Raw genomic sequence first — 18,601 nt, 5'->3', positions numbered from 1 at the left:
TATGACACAAGAAGATATTCTGCAAAATCCAGAAAAGTTCGACCTATCCATTGAAACTGTCGGGACAGGCACACTCAAGTCCCCCATGAAGGGCATTCCCTTCGCCTCTGACGCCGACTGCGTAAGCCTCACGACAGATGTCCAACGTATCCAAAAGTTTTTGAAGCACGGTATCAATGTGCCCTCCCTCGAGGCCGCCGGTCCGCGCGAAACCATCTTTCATGACCCCGCCTGGACCCGTGCCGGTATCGTGACTTGCGGAGGGCTTTGCCCCGGCCTGAACAACGTGATCAAGGGCCTGGTGCAAGTGCTTTGGTTCGACTACGGCGTCAGGAACATCTTTGGCATACCTTACGGATACCGCGGCCTGAACCCCTCCTACGGGCACGCCCCCATTGTGTTGAATCCCGACGTAGTTGACGCCATCCAAGAAGACGGCGGCACCATCCTCGGGAGTTCCCGCGGCATGCAGGACCCCGCCGTCATGGTAGACACGCTCATGCGCCTGAACATCAACATGCTCTTTTGCATAGGTGGTGACGGCACGCTCCGCGGCGCCCACGCCATTGCCGAAGAAGTCAAAAAGCGCAAACAGCCAATCTCGATCATAGGCATCCCCAAAACAATCGACAACGACTTGAACTTGATCGACCGAACCTTCGGTTTCGAGACCGCAGTGCTGAGCGCAACCGATGTGATTACCAGCGCCCACAACGAAGCCAACGGCGCCTTTAACGGGCTCGGCCTCGTAAAGCTGATGGGGCGCGACTCCGGCTTTATCGCCGCCTACGCAAGCCTCGCCACCACGGTAGTGAATTTTTGCCTGGTGCCCGAGGTTCCGTTCACGCTAGATTCTTTGTTCAAGGCACTCGAGAGCCGTTACAGCAGCGGCAAGACACACGCCGTGATTGCCGTTGCCGAAGGCGCCGGGCAAGACCTCTTTAAAGACCAGGAAGAACGTCGCGACGCAAGCGGCAACATCTTGAAAAACGACATCGGCGAGTTCCTCACCGAAAAAATCAACGAGCACTTCAAGGAAGTGGGCAAAGAAATCAACATCAAGTACTTTGACCCGAGCTATATGGTGCGGAGCATCCCCGCCAAGGGAACCGACGCCATTTTCTGCTTCCAGCTCGCCGAATGTGCGGTCCACGCTGGCATGGCTGGCAAAACCGACATGGTCGTCGGAAGCATGCACGGGGCGTTTACGCACGTTCCTATTGAATACGCCGTCAACGAGCGTAAAAAAATCGACCCCAACGGCACGCTGTGGCATGCCGTTTTGGGGGCAACGCGCCAGCAGGACTACTTCTCTGGTAAAGGGAAAGGCTCAAAATAGTTTGTTCTTGTTAAATTCAAGAAATTTATTACTATTTTGAAAAAAAAGGATTGCTTTATTCCAATGGGGTTAGTCTCTAAATTGTTTGGATTTCTTTTGCTGGCGGCAATGTTCCTGTTCGCCAACGAGAATCTGCGTTTTGCAGATTCCTGCTACGCCGTGCGTGCAGAGGGAGCCAACGGAGACAAGGCCGACATCAAAAACGTCCACTTGATGAAGGACGCCTACCGCAAAGCCATGGAAGATTCCTCGATTTTGGAAAAAGCCACCGAGGGCTACGTCAAATCCTACTACTTTGCGTTCCGGTTTACCCGCTTCGACAAGAACAAACGCAAAATTCATTTGGACTCGCTCAAGAACATTAGCGAAGCTGCCTACCTGAAGTTCCCCAAGAACAAGGAAATCTCACACATCTACGCTTCTTCGCTCTCCATGTGGGGTGCCGAGAAGAACCCTCTCGCCGCCGTGAAGGAGGGCGTCGCCGCACGCGTTCGCGACATCGCCAAGTCCACAAACGACTACCAGATTTTAGGAAGGGCGCACCAGCTGCTCCCCTACATTCCCATCGTCCTCTCGTGGCCTAAAAAGGATTCTGCCGACTACTACCTCAATTTGGCATTGAAGAACGACCCGAGAGATCTTTACACCTACTTTTTTTTGGCGGAGCTCCGCTTTGACCAAAAGCGCTACGCCGACGCCCTGAACATCATTGACCGGGGGCTGGCCCGCGGGATTCGCACCAGCTACTTCCTCGAAGACAAACGCGGACGCTGGCAGCTCAAAGAGCTGCAAAAAAAGATCAACGCCAAACTCGACAAGAAATAGAAGCGGCTCCCGAGTCCAACCCGAGCGGTCTCCGTGAGCGGCAAGCCCCTGATCTTAATCAGGGGCGGGCGCGAGAGCGAGGGTTTACCAGAGAAGCGGCTCCCGAGTTCAACCCGAGCGGTCTCTACTGTGCCTGGACGGCAGTGAGGGCAATCGTATACACGATGTCTTCGACAAGCGCCCCGCGGCTGAGGTCGTTCACCGGCTTCGCCAGGCCCTGGAGCATCGGTCCAATCGAAATCGTGCCCTGAGCCGAGCGCTGCACCGCCTTGTAACCAATGTTGCCCGCGCTCAAGTCGGGGAACACGAACACTGTCGCCTTGCCGGCCACCGGGCTGTTCGGGGCCTTGAGCGAACCCACGCTCGGCACCGTGGCGGCGTCGTACTGCAGCGGACCATCCACAAGCATTTCGGGGCGGGCTTCCTTGACCATGGCCGTAGCGGCCTTCACCAAGTCGGCATCCGGACCCTTGCCGCTGTTGATGGTGCTGTAACTGAGCATCGCCACACGGCTCGGGAGTCCAAACGCCTTGGCGGTGTCGTCGCACTGCATGGCAATGCCGGCCAGTTCCTCGGCGGTCGGGTTCAGGTTGATGGCGCAGTCGCCGTAAATGTAGGTTTGTCCAGGCATGCACATAAAGAACACGGAGCTCACCGACTTCACGCCCGGAGCCGTCTTGATAATCTGGAGGGCAGGGCGGAGCGTATCGGCGGTAGAGTGGATGGCGCCGCTCACGAGGCCGTCCACTTCACCGAACTTGAGCATCATGGTCGCAAGCATCACGTTGTCGGCAAGGGCGGCGCGGGCGAGTTCCGGAGTCATGCCCTTGGCCTTGCGGAGCTCCACGAGCGTCGGCACGTACTTTTCGGCGAGTTCGGCACTGGGTTCAATAATCTCGATGCCGGCCGGCAGCGTCACGCCCACGGACTTTGCCGTAGCCTCGATTTCAGCCTTTTTGCCGATGAGAACCGGGGTCGCAATCTTGCGTTCCACGGCGAGACAGGCAGCCTGCACGGTGCGCGGTTCGCTGCCTTCGGGGAGGGCGATGCGCTTGACCGCCTTGGAAGCCTTCACCAAAAGACCCGCACGGAACATCGCCTGGCTCGTCTTGCGTTCGGCGGCAGGTTCAGCGAGGTCGGCGGCAAGGCACTTTTCGCACTTCAAAAGGCGGCTATGGCAAAACAGGTCGGCATCTTCGCCGTTGGCAAAAATCTTGGCATCGAGGGCTGTGGCAAGTTTTTCGTTGAACTTTTGCCCCACGAGAGCGCTCATGCCGGCGGCGCCTTCCACAATCACCACATCAACAGCGTCAAAATCCCGCTTCAAAAAGTCGGCGCAAATCTTTTCCATGAGGGCGGCATCGGCACCGGCCTTGATCTGCTCGGCGGCATCAGCTGCACTCACGGCGGCGAGCGGCTTGTATACGGCGGCCTTCTGACCCACCATGGCAACAGCACCCTTTACGACTTCGACCCTAGCGGCCATTTCCGCTTCGGCAGCGGCAACCAAATAAACTCGATTCATAGGTATCTCCAATTTTGAATTTACGCCTTTAAAATTAGGTTTTTTGAAAACAGCAAAACACGCCTTTTTTTGGAAAAAACTTCCAATTTACATCATGTACAACGGAAACGGCAACTACCTAAACAAAATTTTACCTCGCCGGAAGTTCATAACTCTTTGAGTATCAAGAATAAAAATCTATTTTATGCTCAAGTCTGGGATTTGGTTGAGTTAGGGAATAGGAGAATCGGATGAGGATTAAAGGCCTGCTCCGGGGTTTGGTGTTGTGCCTCGCCCCGTTAGTTGTTTGCGTGAGTGCCGCAGATTATGTAGCTATCGCCCACGTCATTTATGACGGCGGAAATACCATTTATTACGCCGACAACGAATCTAATTTCAAGTATCATTCCCTGACCCGTGGTGAAGACGACATGTTCACCATCGAGTTCAAGCAAGAACGCCTTGAAGGTTCCGACCGCGAAGGGCGCGAAACCGTACGCCAGCTCCGCTTTGGGCTTGGCTGCAACGAGGGTTCCTGCAAAACCAACTTGAACGAAGGACACGAACCGTATTTGGCGGAGCTCTTCCCCGATTACCAAAACGGAGTCGACAGCCAGGCCATTGCCGAAGTCTGGATTATCATCAACGACGACAGCACCCTAACCATTTCACCCACCAAGCTGGACATTCCCGTTTCTCAAAAGAAAGTCATCCGCTTTTTGGCGCCCTGGAGCAATACCAACGCCCTTTTGTACGTAAACGGCAGCGAAAGCTACATGTCCTCCGTCCCCAATTACTGCGGATGGTTCGAAGCCAAGATTACGCCCCCCAAAGGCGAGTTCTACGTCTATTTCAAACAAACTATCGGCGGGACTTCCGTAGGCATCGAGGGCCCTACCAAAGAAGAAATCTCACCTGACCAAGAAATCAGCCTTGATTCCATCGCCGCCCTCACCGACACTATCTGGGTACAGGGATTCCAGTTCGGCTCCCCTGAACTCTTTAGCGAGTATCCCGAAGTATTGGGCGACTGCCCCATTAAAAACTTACCCGTGATGATGTTCGACTGGTACGACGGCACCGTAAATTCCGACGGCACCAAGGACGCCTACGAAGAATGGCAACGCAAAAAAGGCGCGGGCCGCACCGGGTTCGATGTACGCGGCGTCCCCATGTACGGCGAAGGCACAAGTCAGGACTTTGGCAAGAGCGGTTGCGAAGCCGACCCCATGACAGGCATGGTCGAAAAGGAACTGGGCGCCAACGGTGTCCCCGTACGCGCCTCCAACTTCCCCAGCAACTGCACAAACGCCACCCACTTGAATGACTGGTTCTTGCCCGAGGTTCTCGCCAAGGATGACGCCGGCAACGAATACACGAACGTCACCTGCCGCGAAATCCCGCTCAGCCTCACCGACGAAGGATTCTGGTATGCGCAAATCGACGACGAGAGCCCCGAGCAGGGACTATTCCTTCTCGACGACTTCCGCTACCTCGACAGTGCAGGCACCATAGAGAACCCGCATTACGATTCGTTGTACGCAGGTTCGGGCCGCGGCTACCACAACTTCGGTTTCGCCATGAAAATCCAGGCCACCTTCCAGTACGTGAAGGGGCAGTACTTTGAGTTCAACGGCGACGACGACGTGTGGGTGTTCATCGACAATAAACTGGTCGTGGACATTGGCGGCCAGCACAAGAAGGTGAAAAAAAGCGTCAACCTCGACAAGCTGGGCCTCGAAGAAGACTCCACCTACAACTTCCACATCTTTTACGCCGAACGCAAGCGCGAAGCCTCGAACTTCATGATGAAAACGTCCATCGACTTGCATGTGGAATCGAGCATGCTGTTGACCGACATTTCGGACGCCCCCAAGATCATCAAGAAGGAAGTGTGGCAGATTATTCGTGAGCGCAAACTGGCTTGCGACTTCTCGTCGACTCCAGAACTGGAACACACCGAGCGAGGCCCCTCGAACTTTGTCCTCTTTGGCAGAAGCCTTAGCGGCAAGGGCGTCGCCTTGAACATACTGGATTCCCTCTACTACAATGGCATCACCATCGGCAACGACTTCACCATGATTACCATTGACCCCAAGGCCATCACCAAGGCAAAGGCGCTGCCGCCGGGAACTTACTTTGTCCGCGTTTCCCTCAAGACGAACCCCAACGACTTCAAGGATGTTTACTTTACCGTGGACCCGTACGAATTCCCGAACATCGCCTTCTCAGGCGTAAAGGACTCCAGCTATTGCATTTTGAACATCGAATCGGAAGACGAAACGGACTCCCTCTGTTTTGACAAGTACTGGTACCCGTACGGCAGCCTGCTCGAAAACGACTCCATGGTCTTTAATGTCAGCAGCGACACACTCCCGCTCAATTTGAACAAGAACGAAAAGATGTGGGCTGGCCGCTCGTACCCCGTAAGCATCATGTATGCCGAAGAATGGGCCAGCATTTACAGCGGTATCAAGGTTGAGATCAAGACCTCCGACACGCTCCTCATCGCCTGCGACTCCATGGGGAACCCCATCACCGAGGTCGTACTCGACTCCGGCAAGGCGAACTTCTTTGTTAGGGGCACCGGCGAAATCGTAAACGCCACGTTGACCATCTCGTCAATTTCCTCCAAGAACAAGCAGGCCCTGTGGACGCAAATCAACATGAAGGAACCGCCTGTTCCGCAAATCGAGAGCGCCTACATTTATGACCGCAACGGGGATGGACGAAGCGATAGCATTTGGATCCACTTCAACAAACCGCTGAGTGATTCCAGCGTTCTTGATTCACTCAAGTTCGTCTTTGGCATCAACGACAGCGCCTACACGCTTCCCAAGAACAACAGCTTCAACAAAGTCACATACAAAATTGGCGAAGACGTCGCCACCATCGTCGCCGCCAAGAACTGCTTTGGCAGGGGCATTTTCACCGGCGGCGCCTCCAGCCCCTATTCTGGCAAACTGAACATCTGGTACACCTATACAGATCCCGAAGACAAATCCACCGCCGTATTCCCTGTCGAGGGGCAGCTTACCGACAAGGTGGGCCCGGTCATTACCGCCGCCGAGATTTCCATTTCGGATGACGGCAACACACAACTGCAGCTGACGTTCAGCGAAGGAATCAACAAGGAAGGCGCCAATGTCGACTTCTTCCGCTTCCGCAACAACAGCGCCACAAGCCAGTTGAGCAACCTGATTCAACCCGCCCACATTGCCACATCCTCGGCAAACCAATGGACATTGATTTATGTCAAGGGAAGCGTCCATGACGTAGTACCGACCGTGGGCGACTCCATCCGCTTTACGCCGCCTTCCATTGGAGGGCTCGCACTCGACCTGGTCAACGTTCCGCCACACGAGCTGAACCCGTGGGCACGCATCACCGGTGAACAGAGCGTGCGTATCACAAGCCCCACAGTCGTAGTTCTTGACAGGCATTCCGATGTCTTTGACAGCGCAAGCGCCATTGTAAGGAGCGAATCGGCGACCGTCCCCAAGTTGGTGAGCGGCGAGCAAAAACTCACGGCACAGCAGGTCGCCGCCATTTACGGCACGCAAGGTCACTACCTGGGCGACCTCGATATGGGTTCACTTGTCCGTAACGAGATTGCAGAGATTGTCAAAGCGGTCCAAGGCAAAACGACATACACCGACAAAGAGGCCGTCGAAAACGGCGACCCCCATGACACTTACACCCTTGAAGAGATCCTGAACGCCGTGAGTGCAGGGAAACTCTCCATTGACGACGCCCAGGACCGTTTGGGCCTCCCCGACATTATTGTGGACGCTTACGAGAACGGCCTTCTGACCAAAGAAAACCTGCGCTATTACGAGAGTGGTTCTGAGGCCGACATCGAACAAATCGCCGTAACCGTCGCCGACAATACCGAGCTCTGGTACAGGGCGACCTACTATACGAGCCTGGGCCACTTTGTGAACCGCGACGAAGGCTCCATCCGTTGCACCGACGACATTTTCAAGGCCGACGGCGCCAGCGACTGCCTTGAAAACAACGGACGGTTCTTCCTCGCCTGGAACATGCGTTCAAGCGGGGGGCGCCTGGCCGCCACGGGCATTTACATCGCCCGTCTCGAAATCAAGATTTCGGTCAACAGCAACACCATCAGCAAGCAGGCAAGAGACTTCCTCTGGGGGGTACGCCGCGGCAATGTGAACGCCATGGACTTTGGGCTTTAAGTCTCAATATATTTCTATACACTCCAAGAACCAAAGGCACCCTGTATAAATATGGGGTGCCTTTTCTGTAGTCCCTTTTTTGCCGCACCCCTCACGGGCACTTTACGGGGCAAAAATTCCCGAAATGCGCGAAAAACACGCATTTTTCCGCCATTTGCAAAAAGTTTTTACACACTTATGTATAAAAACTATTGAATTTTGACGAATTTTAAAATATTTTTCTTTTGTCAAATTATTGGTGCAAATAATTTTTAAACACTTGGAGTGATGGGATGTGGTATAGCAAACTAGCCGTGGGGCTTGCCTTCGGGCTTGCCCTCGCAACAAGCCTGCAGGCTCAACCAGGGAGATACAACGACGACGAGCCCTCGTCTGCAGCCGGGAAAAGCAAGACCGTATTTTTCATGACACCATGGACCAACACGTCCGCCATTATTTACGTGGACGGCGATTCCACCGCCATCATGAAGAAGGTCGACAATTATTGCGGGTGGTTCAAGGCGAACGTCACACTCGAACAAACCTCCATGCTTTATTTTAAGCAGACCATCGGCTACAAGTATTACGGCATGGTGGGCATCGAGGAATCCGCCATTACCGTCGACAACGAAATCCCCATCGACAGCATCTTCGCCGAAGGCGATTCCATTTGGGTTCGCGCGTTCAAGGCCGACGCCCCCGAACTCAGTTCGGCCCACCCGGGTGTACTGGGGGACTGCCCCGTAAAAGACTTGCCCGTGATGATGTTCGACTGGTACGACGGCTCGTACAGCAACGCCGAAAAATACAACCCCCAGACCCGCGCCGCAGAACTGGGCGGCACCGCATCGCGCGGCGGCGACGGCATCAGCAGTGACTTTGGCGGCGACAACAATAACCTGTGCTGGCCCAATTCCACGCCCAAGGGCACCAAGGGCAGCAATAGCAACGAGACCGGCGGCTGCAATAACGATGGCAAGTCGGTAATCAACGGCATGGTCTTGCCCACTCTGGGGCCAAACGGCGTGCCCGTCCGCAACGAGAGTTTTGACTGGGAAGGCCAATGCAAAAATGCCGAGTATCTGAACCGCTGGTTTATTCCCGAAACCCTCGCCGTCAAAAACGGCAGGAGCTACACCAACGCCACATGCCGCAACATGACCCTTGTACTAGACGACGACGGCATTTGGCGCGCCCAGATGGACCGCGACGCCGGCGAATCCACAGGCGACGCCCGCGGAGGCATGTTCCTCATAGACGACTTCCAGTTCCTGGACGACGAAAAGACAATCCCGAACCCCTATTACGATTCCATCCCCAGCGGCTTTACGGGCATTGACGGCAGCGGCAAGAGCAGCAACAGGGCATACCACAACTACGGCATGTCCATGAAGGTGCAGGCCAAGTTCGAGTACGTGCCGGGCCAGTACTTTGAATTTTTGGGCGACGACGACGTTTGGGTGTTTATCGACGGCAGGCTGGTAGTGGACATCGGCGGCGTGCACGACCGCCGCAGCGCCTCGGTAGACCTGGATACCCTGGGGCTCACTGCAGGCCAAACCTACACGTTCAACATCTTCTACACCGAGCGCTACAAGGTGGAGGGCAACTTCAAGATGCGCACCTCCATGGACCTGCAGGCCGATGCATCCATGTTCCTCACTCCCAACCAGATGGCGCTGGGCAAAACCGACTATGACATTTGGCAAATCAACAAGAAGGACGCCCTCAGCTGCGACTTTTCCGCCCAGGCGCAAACCACCACCGACACCACCGGCGGCGCATCCACGTTCCGCCTAGTGGGCAGCACCATCGATACCACGCTCAAGTCCGGGGTAACCTATTTCGAAGGCATCAACATCACCAGCGACACCACGTTCACCATTGACTCCGTAAGGATAGTCGACTACTCCGATTTGCCCTCGGGCCACTACTTCTTGTACATCACCTTGAAATCGGACCCCAACCAAACCGCCAAGGTGGAAATCACCGTCCCCGGCAACGCCCCGGCCATCGCCTACGCCGATTCCAACTGGAAAATCCTAGGCACCGAAGTCTCTGGCGATTCCCTGCAGATTGGCAAGTGGGCCTACGAAAAATACGAGGTCCACGTGACCTTCAAGGATGAGTCGGCCAAGCTCACCAACTACAACAAGAACATCCGGCTCGCCATCGACAACCCGCTGGTTTCCCTTGTGGATGCAAACGGCAAGTCCATCTCCTCCGTGACCATGGACGCCGAAAAGCACGCCGTATTCTACGTGATCGCCAATGGCCCGGTGGAGAACGCCACCCTCACCGCAACGGGGAGCGGCAACGTGAAGGCCTATTGGACTCGCCTGAATTTTGCCGAGCCGGTCGTACCCCACGTAAAGACCGCCACCATCTACGACCGCAACGGCGACGGGCGCGGCGACAAGATCGACCTGGCCTTCGACAAGCCCTTTGACAGCCAAAACGTCCTGGACTCCCTGCAGGTGTACTTTGGCGAGCAGTTCCCCATGGAAAGGCAGTTCAACATTACGAACAACGGAACCAGCATCACTTTGACGGCCCCGGGCACCTGCGGCGAGAACGAGACCTGCGGTTTTGGCACCAAGATTTTCACGGGCGGAACCGACGGCGTTTACACCGGCAACATGACCACCTACGTGACCTACAGGGAGAACGGCAAAAGCTACCACTTCACCATCCGCAACGAGCCCATTGCCGACGGCATCGGCCCCATCGTGACCAAGGCGAAAAAGACCATCGACGGCAACAAGCACATTTTGAGCCTCACCTTTTCCGAAACCCTCCAAGAGGGCTATAGCGACGAAATGATTGCGTATTCCAGCAACGGGGTATTGCGGGTGCCCGTATCCCGCGGGCACGAAAGCCGCGGCAACCAGTTGACACTCATATTCGTGACCCAGGGCGCCGACGAATACATTCCCGACGCGGGCGACCTGGTGCGATTGACTCCCAGCGAAGCGAGCCCCACCACTGCGCTAGACCCCGTAGGCAACAAGCCCCACTTGTGGAACCCCTGGGTCAAAATCAACGGCGAACAGTCCACGACAGTCACCAGCCCGGGCGTTATCGTAATGGACCCCACCAACGATTCTACCTTTAAGTACACCAACACCGAGACGGCTTCCACCCCCGTGCGTGCCGACACCAACCTCACCGCCAAGCAGCTGGCCGCTGAGAAGGGCGTGCAGGGGAACCTCATCGGCTTTACCCTCGCCTCCCTCGTCACCAGCAAGACCACCGAAGAAATCGAGACTCTCGAGGCGCTTATCGAGCGCTACATGACCGACTCCGTTGTCACCGTCACGCAAATGCCCCTAGATTCCGCCGCCATGCAGGTGTTTAGCGACATTCTGAACGACAACATTGGCGGCAGCAACCTGTCGGAAGACGCCCTAGCGGGTATCATGGCCGGCACCATAACCGCCACCAACTACACCACCATAGGTCTCTCCGCCGAGGACGTGGCCACCATCAACGAACTGGTCAACACCGTCGTAGAAAACAGTCGCGACACCGCGATCACCTACCCCTACGCCACAGAGCAGAGCGTGCTGGACGCCATCGCGAACGGTACCATCTCCAACGCGAAGCTCAAGGATTACGGCATTAGCGACCAAGTCATCCAATCCATCAAAAAAGGCGACCTCAACGCAACGAATATCGACGGATTCGCCCAGGGACTCATTTCCGTCGTGAACCCAACCGAAATAGTGCTCAATTACCAAACGCACTATTACAGTCACCTGGGCCACTTTATCAACAAGGAATCGGGTTCCTTCTCCTGCGCCGACGAAAAGGTTTACGGGGAGGGAGAGAACTGCCTCACCAACAGCGGCAACATATTCCTCGCCTGGAACATGCGGACAAGCAACGGCAAGCTGGTAGGTACCGGCGTGTACATCTCCCGCCTAGAATACTCCATCACCATTGCGGGCGAAACAGTCAAGGAATCGACCCGCGACTTCCTATGGGGGGTCCGGCGCGGCAAAGCGAACGCCATGGACTTTGGGCTTTAAATCGCCCAAAAAAGGCAAAAATAAGCCTTTTTACGGAACTTTCTGTTCCATGGCTGGCCAAAAGCAGCAAACGTCACCTCAAAAGTGGCGGTTTTTGTTGATTTTACACATAATTTTTTTATGAAAAGTAAATTTTGGTTGACTTTCACCCTTGAAAATGTGATATTTAACACATCGCCCTAATGGTTGGGTTTCTATTTGAGAGGAGCGATGGGAATGTGGTACAAGTCCCTATATAAGGGTCTGGTTATATGCTTGACCCTAACAGTTATGTCTTTTGCGCAGGCCGGTGGCAGGGACAATCCTGGTGGTGCCGGCCCAACGAATAGCGGTAACACGACTATTCGTTTCATGCCTTTCTGGACAAACACCTCTGCCATCATGATTATTGACGGCAAAGAGATTACAATGACCGCCGTAGAGGATTACTGCGGATGGTTCGAGGCAAAAACCGACAAGAAAGACGCCAACTTCACGGTCCGCTTCAAGCAGACCATCGGCAACATCTACGTTGGCGGAGAAGGCTCCGAGGAAGTCGCCACGGGCGCCCTCCCCGTGACCGAGGAACTCTCCCTCGACAGCGTCGCCGCCCTCGGCAACACCATCTGGGTTCGTGGCTACGAGAACGACGCTCCCGAAGTCACATCGGAATACCCTAACGTGCTGGGCGACTGCCCCTTGAGGAACATCTCGGTGATGATGTTCGACTGGCTGCATGGCAACAAAAAAGACGGAACCTTTTCAGTAAGAACCAGGAATGGCGTAGAAGACACAACCTTCAATAATGGCGCCAAGGAACTTGACCCAGAGGTGGGCTTGGGAAGCCCATACGCCGTCGGCTTCGCCATTAGTGACGACTTTGGTTCAGGTGGTTGTAGTTCAAGCCCCATGAGGGGCATGGTCCAAAAGGACCTGGGTCCCAACGGCGTGCCAGTCAGGGCAACCCCATTCCCCGAAAAATGTACAATTACAGAACATTTGGACTACTGGTTCCTCCCTGTGGTTGCCGGGCAAGACGCCGCGGGCAACATCTACACCAACGCCGCTTGCCGCGACCTCGCCATTTCTTTGGATGACGAAGGCTTTTGGCTTGCCGAGATTTCCAAGGACCGCATTTCTAAGGGCAACGAGGTCAACAGAGGCGGCATGTTCCTCTTGGACGATTTCAAATTCTTGGATGAAGGCGGGACTGTCCCGAACCCCTTCTACGACAATTTGTCGGGTGGTAGCGACAACGGAAGGCACAACTTCGGCTTTACCATGAAGTTCCAAGCCAAGTTCGTCTACGTTCCCGGCCAGTACTTCGAGTTCCTGGGCGACGACGACGTGTGGGTGTTCATCAACAAAAAGTTGGTGGTGGACATCGGCGGTCAGCACGCACAGGTGGCGGGCTCTGTAAACTTGGATACCCTGGGGCTTACCCCGGGCGAGACCTACCCCTTCCACATCTTCTATGCCGAACGCCACCAGAGTTCCTCGAACTTCAAGATGCGCACCTCCATGGACCTGCACACCGACGCCTCCATGTTCCTCACCTGGATTCAGCAGGCACTTGGCGTCAAGGATTACAACATTTGGTCCATCAACAAGAAGGACGTGCTCAACTGCGACTTTGACGCCGACCAGACCAAGACCGACACCACGGGCGGCCCCTCCACTTACCGCTTTGTGGGCAGCACGGTCGACGAGGAATTCCTTCCCGGTCATACCTACCATGCGGGCATCAAAATCACAAGCGACACCACTTTCACTATCGACTCTGCAAAGATTGTCGACGAATCCGACCTGCCGCCGGGTCACTACTTCTTGGAAATCACCTTGAAATCCAAGGGCAGCCAAAAGAAGAGAGTCGAAATCATTGTGCCGGGCAACGCCCCCGCCATCGCCTACGCCGACGAAAACTGGAAACTCATTGGCGACAAGGACGGTCTCGAAGTCGTGGGCAACCAGGCGACCATCGGCAAGTGGGCTTACGAAATGTACAAGGTCAACATCACTTTCAAGGACAAGGACGTGAAATGGACCAAGTACAACAAGACCATCAAAATCGCCGTCGACAACCCGCTCGTATTCATCACCGATGAAAACGGCAAGAGCATCACAAGCGTCGCCCTCGACTCCATCGACAAGCACGCCACGTTCTATGTGATGGCGAACGGCAATGTGGCCGGGGCGAACCTGACCATTACCGGCAGCGGCAATGTCAAGGCATTCTGGACCAACTTGAACTTTACCGAACCGCCGATTCCGCACGTGAAGCTCGCCATCATCAGCGACCGCAACGGCGATGGCCGCGGTGACAAGCTCAAAATGGAATTCGACAAGGCGTTTGACAACCAGAACGTGCTCGACTCCCTGCAAGTTTACTTTGGCGAGCAGTTCCCCATGGAAAAACACCTGGATGCCAGCGGCACCATTCTCACAATCACGGTTCCTGGCAACTGCGGCGAAGGCGAAAGCTGCGGCTTCGGGAGCAAGGTGTTCACCGGTGACGGCTCCGACGCCCCCGGCACCATGACCACGTACATCACGTACAAGGAAAGCGGCAAGGACTACCATTTCATCATCAGAAACGAGCCCATTTCCGACGGCATCGGCCCTGTGGTAACCCGAGCCCGCAAGACCATCGACGGTACCAAGCACATTCTGGACCTGACGGTTTCCGAACCCATTGACGGCAAATTCAGCGACGACATGCTGCAGTTCAAGAGCCAGGGAGAACTCAAGCTCCCGACCTCCAGGGATCACACTGTCAGCGGAAGCAAACTCACGCTCGTGTATGTTTCGCAGGGCGCCGGAGAATACGTGCCCGAAGTCGGCGACATCGTCCGCTTTACCCCGGCCGAAGATGGTGGAACCGTAGCCGAAGACAAGAGCCTGCTCAAGAACAAGCCGCACCTATGGAACCAGTGGGTGCCCATCACGGGTGACCAGGCCACAACAACAACCAGCCCTGGCGTGGTATTGCTCAACAACGAGAACCCCATTGTCAAGAGCGATTCTGCAACGCAGCCCATGCGTGCCGACTCGAACCTGACCGCAAAGCAGATTGCCGACTCCCTGGGTGTGCAGGGCAACCTCATTGGCTTTACGCTCGCCTCCCTGGTCAACAACAAGACCACCGAGGAAGTCGCCACATTGCAAGCTCTCATCGAGCGCTACATGAAGGACTCGGTCGTCACCATCAACAAGATTTCTGAGGACGTCGCCACACTGCAACTCTTCGAGGACATCCGCAACGACCAACTCGGTCAAAGCAACCTCTCGGAAGATGTCGTGGCGGGCATTATGGCAGGGGTCATCACTGCGAGCAACTACAAAACCCTAGGTCTCTCGAATGACGACATGAACACCATCGCAGAACTTGTCCAAGAAGCCATTGACCTGAGCCGCGACACCGTGGTCACCTACCCGTACGCCACCGAGCAAAGCGTGCTCGACTCCATTGCAAGCGGAGCCATCAGCGCCGAAAAACTCGAGGAATACGGCATCAGCAACCTGATTATCAACTCCATCAAGTCGGGCAACCTGAACGCAAGCAACATCGACGAATTCGCCAAGGGTCTCACCTCTGTGATCAAGCCCGAGGAAATCGTGCTCAGGTACCGCACGCACTACTACAGTCACCTGGGTCACTATATTAACGGTGAAGCAGGCTCGTTCACGTGCGCCGACGAAGGCATCTATGGCGAAGGCAAGAACTGCCTTACCAACAGTGGCAACATCTTCCTCGCCTGGAATATGCGTTCGAGCAACGGCAAGTTGGTCGGTACGGGCGTGTACATCTCCCGCCTGGAATACACCATTACCGTCGCCGGCGAAGTCATCAAGGAATCGGTACGAGACTTCTTGATGGGCGTGCGCCGCGGCAAGGCTGTCCAGCATGAGATCGATGTCAACGACTAGCGTTTAAAAACCCAATCAAAAAAAGAGTCTGCGGCCCTTGCCGCAGGCTTTTTCTTTTACTGCATCCCTACATCCTTCGCAATTCGTTGTTCTGGATAGCACTAAAAAAGACGCATCGCTTTATGCGAGGCGCCTTTAATTTGTTTGCAACAAGCGGTTCTATTAGGCGAAGTTGTATTCTTCGGTAATGTCCTCGTTGGCCTTGTTGTACATCCAAAACTGGTTCGTATGGGCATGATCGTCTTCCACCAGGTTGATCTTCATGCCATGCTTGTACTCCAGGTAGTGGAACATGCGGGCCATGTCGCGGCAGAGCACGTCCACGAGCTGCGTACCGACGACCATCGTGATTTCACGGATGTGTCCCTTGGCGCGGGCGCGGGCCATCCAGCGGTCAATCATGCCAAGCGTGGATTCCATGGTCGGGATGCGGCCACCGCCGTGGCAAATGGGGCAGAGTTCCGTCTTCTCGGTCATGAGGTTCACGCGGACGCGCTTGCGGGTCACTTCCATGAGGCCGAACTGGCTGATGGGGGCCGGGCTAATAGGAGCCTTGTCGCGGCGGATCGCCTTGCGGAACTCCTGGTACACCGCCTCGCGGTCGGCGTCCGTTTCCATGTCGATGAAGTCGATGATGATGAGACCGCCCACATCGCGCAGGCGGAGCTGCTTTGCGATTTCGTGGCAGGCGTCAATGTTTGTTTCGAGGATAATCTTGCCCTGGTCCTTGCCGTGCACCTTGGGACCGGTGTTCACGTCAATGGACACGAGCGCCTCGGTCTGTTCAATCACTAGATTGCCACCTCGCGGGAGCGGTACCTGGCGCTGCAAAGAACGGGCGTAGTCGTTCTCGATCTTGAAGTATTCGAACAGGCTTTCGCTGCTGCTCCAGAGTTTCACCTTGTCGAGTTTGTCGGGCGAGAGCACCTTGAGGTAGTCGCGAAGGGCGAAGTACTCGTCGCGGTTGTCGATGTACACGTAGTCGGTGTTGTCACCGAAGTATTCGCGCACCGTCTGTTCAATGGAATCCGACTCCTCGTAAATGCAGGTCTCGGCAGGCTGGTTCTCGAAGTTGTACTTCGTCTGTTCCCACTTGCTCTCGAGTTCGCGCATCTGCTTGCTGATTTCGAACTCCGACTCGTTGAGGCCGTTAGTGCGCACGATGTAGCCCACGTCGCGGGCCTTGAGGCGGCGAACCACCTTCTTGAACTCGCGGCGCTTGGCCGGGTCGCGTTCACGCTTTGAAACGCCAATGAAGTTGGTGCCGGGCATGCACACAAGGAAACGCCCGGCAAAGCTCAAGTGCGTCGTCAAACGGGCGCCCTTGGTGCTGATCGGTTCCTTGACCACCTGGACCATGATTTCCTGGCCTTCCTGGAGAATCTCGTCAATGGAGACTTCCTTGGAAGTGCCGCCCTCGTCGTCGTCGTCGCCATATTCGCGACGCAACAACTCGTTCCTGTCCATGGCATCGTCCTGATGGAGGAACCCTGCCTTTTCGAGACCGATATCGATGAACGCGGCCTTCAAGGCGGGGAGCACCTTTTGAACGACACCCTTATATATATTGCCCAGAACTCGAGTAGACGAGACGCTCTCTACGACCAATTCCGCAAGTTCGCCGTCTTCCATGATGGCGATGCGCTTTTCGTAGGGCGTCTTGCTAATCAAGATTCCGCGCTTACACTTATTTGCCATTAAAACTCCTAAAAGTAAAAGCAAAACTTGATAGTAAATACCCTAAAAAGCCTTCCAAAAGTATGGAACGCTTCCGAGCCGGCAGCGCATGTTGACGGAAAGTACCGCCCGTCCGCCACCACCGACCTAGGGTAAGCTAAATATAATAAACTCGCGCCCTAGTTCAGGTGTGTCGGAGGGTTGCTGGCGCTGTTCTTGATGGCGGCCTGCTTTTTGGCGGCAATCGAGTCGGCGATGGCACGCGCCTTTTCGGTCAGCCACAGCCACGACTGCTTGGCGGGGCGGTAGTCGGCCTCGCCGAACATCTGCACACGGCCGTCGCGGCGCAGCGCGTCCACCTGCTTAAAGGCATTCACATCGCCCGCAGGGTACACGGCGAACGTGCTTCCGCCATTGTAGTTCAAAATGCTGAAGGCGGGCACGTCCGAGGGGCCGTCGGCCACATACACCATGTTCTCGAAGGGCACGCGACGCACCTCGCGTGCAATCGTCGAATTCACGTCGATGGTGTCGGGGTACTTGTTGCTGCCCTTGTTGATCTCGAACAGGTAGCGGGTCTTGGAAGTGTTGTCGAGGGCGCAGGCTATTTGCGATATCTCGCCGTGCCCGGAGTCCCCGTCTTGTGGGTAGCCCACCGACGCAGGGACTTCAATAAACTCGCAACCAAAAATACCCTCAACAAAAGGTGCTATGGCGCTCCCGCGAATGGTCTCGGCAAAACCGGTACTAACAACGTAATGTTCCAGGCGGATGTCGAACGCCTTGTACTTGGGATCGTCCTCAATGAGCTTTTTGATTTCGCCAAAGAATTCCGGAAGGCCCGGGTAAAAAACGAGCTCCTTGCCGAATTCGCGAAGCAGGCGGTTGTTTAGCCCCTTGAAGAGACCAGCCTTCACGTAGGTCAAGATATGGTTCAGGTAGCTGGTGTCCTGGTTCACCGAGATTCCCTGCCTGCCGTAGTATGCCTTGAGGCCGTTCACCTCTTTCCAGAACTGTGCGCCGTCCACATTAAAATGGCGGAACAGGGGCTCCTGCATGTAAGAGCTGATAAGCGTCTTGTCGCAATCCCACACCATGGCAATGATGTTCTGTTCAAACGGAGAAGAGGCCATAAGCA

At 55.4% G+C, this 18,601-nt stretch carries 8 protein-coding genes; 5 read left to right on the top strand and 3 right to left on the bottom strand.

Going from position 1 to position 18,601, the window contains the following annotated elements:
* Position 1: 1 nt before the first annotated feature.
* Positions 2-1,339 carry an ATP-dependent 6-phosphofructokinase gene (locus BUB55_RS09755; protein ID WP_073190503.1) on the top strand — a complete coding sequence of 446 codons (1,338 nt, stop codon included), beginning with the start codon at positions 2-4 and terminating at the stop codon, positions 1,337-1,339.
* 81 nt (positions 1,340-1,420) lie between these two features.
* On the top strand, positions 1,421-2,164 hold the full coding sequence (locus BUB55_RS09750) for a hypothetical protein (protein WP_073190500.1): 744 nt from the start codon (positions 1,421-1,423) through the stop codon (positions 2,162-2,164).
* 124 nt (positions 2,165-2,288) lie between these two features.
* Here the strand turns inward: BUB55_RS09750 and pta are convergent, their stop codons facing one another.
* Positions 2,289-3,689 carry a phosphate acetyltransferase gene (gene pta / locus BUB55_RS09745; protein ID WP_073190497.1) on the bottom strand — a complete coding sequence of 467 codons (1,401 nt, stop codon included), beginning with the start codon at positions 3,687-3,689 and terminating at the stop codon, positions 2,289-2,291.
* A 230-nt stretch (positions 3,690-3,919) separates the two neighbouring features.
* On the opposite strand from pta, the gene BUB55_RS09740 reads away from it, so the two are divergent.
* The 3 genes from BUB55_RS09740 (at position 3,920) to BUB55_RS09730 (ending at position 15,786) form a co-directional block, all read left to right on the top strand.
* A complete protein-coding gene (locus BUB55_RS09740; RefSeq protein ID WP_073190494.1) occupies positions 3,920-7,870 on the top strand; it encodes a fibro-slime domain-containing protein in 3,951 nt (1,316 codons plus the stop codon).
* Positions 7,871-8,142: 272 nt separating this feature from the next.
* Positions 8,143-11,880, top strand: a complete 3,738-nt coding sequence (locus BUB55_RS09735; RefSeq protein ID WP_083596961.1) for a fibro-slime domain-containing protein — start codon at positions 8,143-8,145, stop codon at positions 11,878-11,880.
* Positions 11,881-12,231: 351 nt separating this feature from the next.
* A complete protein-coding gene (locus BUB55_RS09730; RefSeq protein WP_073190491.1) occupies positions 12,232-15,786 on the top strand; it encodes a fibro-slime domain-containing protein in 3,555 nt (1,184 codons plus the stop codon).
* 162 nt (positions 15,787-15,948) lie between these two features.
* Here the strand turns inward: BUB55_RS09730 and BUB55_RS09725 are convergent, their stop codons facing one another.
* A complete protein-coding gene (locus tag BUB55_RS09725) occupies positions 15,949-17,484 on the bottom strand; it encodes an Rne/Rng family ribonuclease (RefSeq protein ID WP_073190488.1) in 1,536 nt (511 codons plus the stop codon).
* A 158-nt stretch (positions 17,485-17,642) separates the two neighbouring features.
* On the bottom strand, positions 17,643-18,596 hold the full coding sequence (locus BUB55_RS09720; protein ID WP_073190485.1) for a haloacid dehalogenase-like hydrolase: 954 nt from the start codon (positions 18,594-18,596) through the stop codon (positions 17,643-17,645).
* Positions 18,597-18,601: the final 5 nt, after the last annotated feature.

Source organism: Fibrobacter sp. UWP2 (assembly GCF_900141705.1).
Taxonomy (GTDB): domain Bacteria; phylum Fibrobacterota; class Fibrobacteria; order Fibrobacterales; family Fibrobacteraceae; genus Fibrobacter.
The sequence above is the reverse complement of the archived record's forward strand: the minus strand, read 5'-3'. Positions and strand labels throughout refer to the sequence as shown.